General features: G+C 74.1%; 4 protein-coding genes and 1 pseudogene. All 5 read right to left on the bottom strand.

Annotated elements, in window-relative coordinates; genetic code table 11:
• Window positions 1-628, bottom strand: a 628-nt coding sequence (locus IE245_RS36310) for a DUF1295 domain-containing protein (RefSeq protein WP_229852072.1), incomplete at its 3' end; no start/stop codon positions are given.
• Window positions 625-1,911 carry a class I SAM-dependent methyltransferase gene (locus IE245_RS36305; RefSeq protein ID WP_189955687.1) on the bottom strand — a complete coding sequence of 429 codons (1,287 nt, stop codon included), beginning with the start codon at window positions 1,909-1,911 and terminating at the stop codon, window positions 625-627. The genes IE245_RS36305 and IE245_RS36310, both read right to left, overlap by 4 nt.
• Window positions 1,908-3,185 carry an SAM-dependent methyltransferase gene (locus IE245_RS36300; protein WP_189955696.1) on the bottom strand — a complete coding sequence of 426 codons (1,278 nt, stop codon included), beginning with the start codon at window positions 3,183-3,185 and terminating at the stop codon, window positions 1,908-1,910. Before IE245_RS36300 ends, IE245_RS36305 begins: the two co-directional genes overlap by 4 nt.
• Window positions 3,186-3,241: 56 nt before the next feature.
• A complete protein-coding gene (locus tag IE245_RS36295) occupies window positions 3,242-4,021 on the bottom strand; it encodes a DUF1365 domain-containing protein (RefSeq protein WP_189955685.1) in 780 nt (259 codons plus the stop codon).
• Window positions 4,018-4,270: pseudogene (locus IE245_RS37580) on the bottom strand (amine oxidase); the annotation flags it as partial. The pseudogene IE245_RS37580 and the gene IE245_RS36295, both read right to left, overlap by 4 nt.

Raw genomic sequence — 4,270 nt, 5'->3', positions numbered from 1 at the left:
AGGCGAGGAGGTACAGGCCCCACCAGACGAGGCTGTCGCCGAAGTAGTTGGGGTGCCGGGTCCAGGCCCACAGGCCCCTGTCCATGATCCGTCCCCGGTTGGCGGGGTCTGCTTTGAAGCGTGCCAGCTGGTGGTCGCCGACGGCCTCGAAGACCAGCCCGGTCGCCCACACCGCGAGCCCGCCGTAGGCCAGGACGCCCAGGGGCACGGAGCTGTAGGAGGCGGCCTGGACGGGCAGGGAGATCAGCCAGACGAGGGCGGCTTGGCCGAGGTAGACGGTGCGCAGCGCGTAGAGGGTCCGGTTGCCGGGAGCCTTGTCGAGGAGGGCGGTGTAGCGGGGGTCCTCGCCGTGGCCGCGGGAGCGGTGGGCGATGTGGGCGGCCAGCCGCAGCCCCCACAGGATGGTCGCCGCAGCGACGAGCAGACGGCGGTCGTCGTCGCCGTGGTCGGCGGAGAGCAGCCAGGTGACGGCGGCGACGGCGGCGAAGGCGAGGCCCCAGGCGATGTCGACGATGCGGTGGAGTCCGCGGCGCACGGCGACGGCGAAGGTGGCGAGGAGCACCGCCGCCGCCGTGCCCGCGCAGGCGGCGAGGTTGACGGCGAGGGCGCCCCAGTCGGTGCCGTTCATGCCGGGACCGCCCCGGCGTACCAGCCGGCGGGGGTGGCCGGCATGCCGGACGCCCCGTCGCGGGCGGGCCGTACGGCGAGGATCTGGTCGACGCCCATGCGGCCCTCGGCAAAGGCGAGCGAGGCACCGGCGAGGTAGAGCCGCCACACCCGGGCGGTCGTCGTTCCGACGAGGTCCTCGGCGTCGCTCCAGCGCTGTTCGAGGGTGGCGCGCCAGGCGTCGATGGTGGTCGTGTAGTGCTCGCGGAGGGCTTCCACCGAGCGCGTCTCCAGGCCCGCGCCCTCCAGCAGGTCCACGGTGCGGCCGACGGGGCGCATGTGCATGTCGGGGGCGATGTACGTCTCGATGAAGGCGCCTCCGCCGGGTGCGTGGGAGCCGCGGGACATCTGCTGGATCAGGAGGCGGCCCTCGGGGCGCAGTGCGTCGTGGAGCTTGGCGGCGAAGGCGGGGTACTCGGCGTCGCCGACGTGTTCGCCCATCTCGACGGCCGCGGCCGCGTCGTAGCCGCCGCCGTCGATGTCGCGCCAGTGCCGCAGCTGGACGTCCACGAGGTCGGTCACCCCCTCGTGCGCGGCACGTTCGGTGACGTGGTCGTGCTGGGCGCGGGACAGGGTGACGGCGGTGACGCGCGCCTTGTACGCGCGGGCCGCATGGAGGGTGAGGGAGCCCCAGCCGCAGCCGACGTCGAGGAGGCGGTCCCCGGGGCCCAGGTTCAGTTTGCGGCAGATCAGGTCGAGTTTGTCGCGCTGCGCGTCGGCCAGGGTGTAGGCCGGGTCTTCGGGCCGGGTCCAGTAGGCGCAGGAGTACGCCATCGACTCGTCGAGGAGGAGGGCGTAGAAGTCGTTGGAGAGGTCGTAGTGGTGGCTGATGCCCGCGCGGTCGCGCGAGACGCTGTGCAGGCTGCCGGTCAGCCGTGCCCGCCCGTCGGGGCGCTTCGGGGGCGGACCGACGACGCCCAGGCGTACCGCGAGGGCGGTGGCCGCGGCCATGCCCGCCGGCCCAGGGCGTGCCGGTCGCCGGTCGCGGACGCTCCGGCCGGCGTGGGAGAGGGCATCGGCGAGGTCGCCCTCGACGTCGAGGTCCCCGGTGACGTACGCCTCGGCGAGCCCGAGTTCGCCCGGCTGCCACACAAGGCGGCGCAGGGCGTCGGGCGAGCGGAGGACCACCAGGGGCGCGTCGGCGGGGCCCGTCTGGCTGCCGTCCCAGGCCCGGACGCGCACGGGGAGCGGCCCCGGGAGGAAGTGGCCGAGGAGCTGGGCGAGTCGGTCGGCGGCGGGGCTCATCGGTGGGTTCCTTCGGTGAGGAGGAGCTGGCGGACGTCGAGGTAGCGGGAGCGGAATCCGGCTTCCGAGTAGGCGAGGTAGAACTCCCACATGCGCTGGAAGACCGGGTCGAAGCCGAGGCCGGTGACGGTGGGGCGGCGGGCGGTGAACCGTTCCCGCCACAGGCGCAGCGTTTCGGCGTAGTGCTCGCCGAAGCCGTCGTCGGCGAGCGTGCGCAGGCCGGCGGCGGCCGAGTGTTCGGCGATGGCCTCGCGGGAGGGGATCAGGCCGCCGGGGAAGACGTATTTGCTGATGAAGGTGTGGGTGGCGGCGGTGTGCAGCATCTGCTGATGGCCCATGGTGATGGCCTGGAGGGCGATCCTGCCGCCGGGGGCGAGCGCGCGGCGCAGGGCCGTGAAGTAGGCGGGCCAGTACTCTGCGCCGACTGCTTCGATCATCTCGACGCTGACGACGGCGTCGTACCGGCCCTCGGCGTCGCGGTAGTCGCGCAGCTGGACGTCCACCCGGTCGGCGAGGCCGGCCGCGGCGATCCGTTCGCGGGCCAGGGCGGCCTGTTCGGCGGAGAGGGTCAGGGTGGTGACCCGGGCGCCGCGTGCGGCGGCCCGCAGGGCGAGTTCGCCCCAGCCGGTGCCGATCTCCAGCAGCCGGGTTCCCTCGCCGACGGCGGCGAGGTCCAGGAGCCGGTCGATCTTGCGGTGCTGGGCGGCGGCGAGGGACTCGAAGCGGGCGGGGAACGCGGTGAAGACGGCGGAGGAGTAGGTGAGGGTGGGGTCGAGGAAGGTGGCGAACAGGTCGTTGGAGAGGTCGTAGTGGCGCTGGATGTTGGCACGGGCCCCGTCGCGGGTGTTGCGGTCGGCGGTGGGGCGGGAGGCCGCCCACAGGCCGCGGAGCCGGCGCAGCGGCGCGGGCACCAGGTCGTCGGCGTGGGCGGCGAGGACGGTCAGGGCGCCGGCCAGGTTGTCGCTTTCCCATTCGCCGGCCATGTAGGACTCGCCGAAGCCGATCAGTCCGTGCCGGCCGATGCGGCGGTGGAAGGCGTCGGGGTCGTGAACGGTCATGTGCGGGCCGGTCGCGTTCGCGCGGGGGCCTCCGGTGGGTGTGCTCAGGTCCAATCGGTGCAGGGCGCGGCTCACCAGGCGCGCGGCGATGGCGGTACGAACGGGTCCGGCCGACGGCGGCCGGGCCACGTCCGGCCACCGGCCTGCGTCGGCGTCCGCACAGCGGGCGGTCGGCGCGGCTGAGGGCTCGCTGCTCGGGGTCGGCTGGTGGGGGATCCCGACGGTGCGGCCCGCGGGCCGGGGGCGGGCCTGCGGGCCGGGGGCGGAGCGGATCAAGGGAGCATGCCTTTCTGCGGGGTGGAACGGACACGGGGGTGGACGGGCAGGCCGCGCAGCAGCAGGTGGATGCCGTGGCGGCGGATTCCGGCCCAGACCACGGCGGTGGACCAGGGCCTGCGCACGGCCGCGGACAGCAGGGCGGGCACGCTCGCGGGGCGACGGACGCCCCGGACGACGGCGGTGAACGCCCGGCCTCCTTCGTGCTCCAGATGGACGGTCAGGCCCAGGCGTTCGCCGGGCAGCGGCAGCCGCATCCGGTAGCGGCCCTCGACCGCGAAGAACGGCGAGACGTAGAACTCTTTGTCCGCCTCCGCCTCACCGGCCTCGTCGGGGCGCAGCAGGTAGCAGTGGCGCTGCCCGTAGGTGTTGTGGACCTCCGCGACCACGCACACCAGGGCGCCGGAGGCGTCGTGGCACCAGAACACGCTCAGCGGGTTGAAGACGAATCCGAAGACGCGGGCGTGCGCGAGCATCGCCACCCGCCCGCCTTCCAGGTCGATGCCGTGGGCGGCGAGGTAGGCGTCGAGTCCGGCGCGCAGGGACACCGCGGTGCCGGCGAAGTGGTCGCGGGCGTCGAAACGGGCCAGCGGACGCAGCGCCCGGGGCAGCACAGGGAGCCGGTCCAGGTCCACGCACCACAGGTAGGTGCGGTGCCGCAGAGCGTGGCGCAGGGGTGTGCGGCGGACGTGCGTGATCACGCACTCGTACAACGCCGCGACGGGCTCCGCGCCCAGGGGGCCCGCGGATATGACGTCCTCTTCGGCGTGGGTCACCAGTCCACCCCCAGGGACCGGGCCGCCTCGACGCCCGAGCGGCAGCCGTCCTCGTGAAAGCCCCAGCCGTGCCAGGCCCCGGCGTACGCGGTCACACCGGTGTTGAGTCGGGGCAGCTCCTTCTGCGCCGCGACCGACTCGGGCGTGTAGACGGGGTGCTCGTAGACCATCCGCTCCACGACCCGGTCCGGGGCGATGCCGGTGTCACCGCCCAGCGTGACGACGTAGCCGGAGCCGGCGGGCAGACGG

Source organism: Streptomyces roseolus, from assembly GCF_014649855.1.
Taxonomy (GTDB): Bacteria; Actinomycetota; Actinomycetes; order Streptomycetales; family Streptomycetaceae; genus Streptomyces; species Streptomyces roseolus.
Note: the sequence above shows the minus strand (reverse complement) of the source record. Positions and strands in the feature narration are given on the sequence as shown.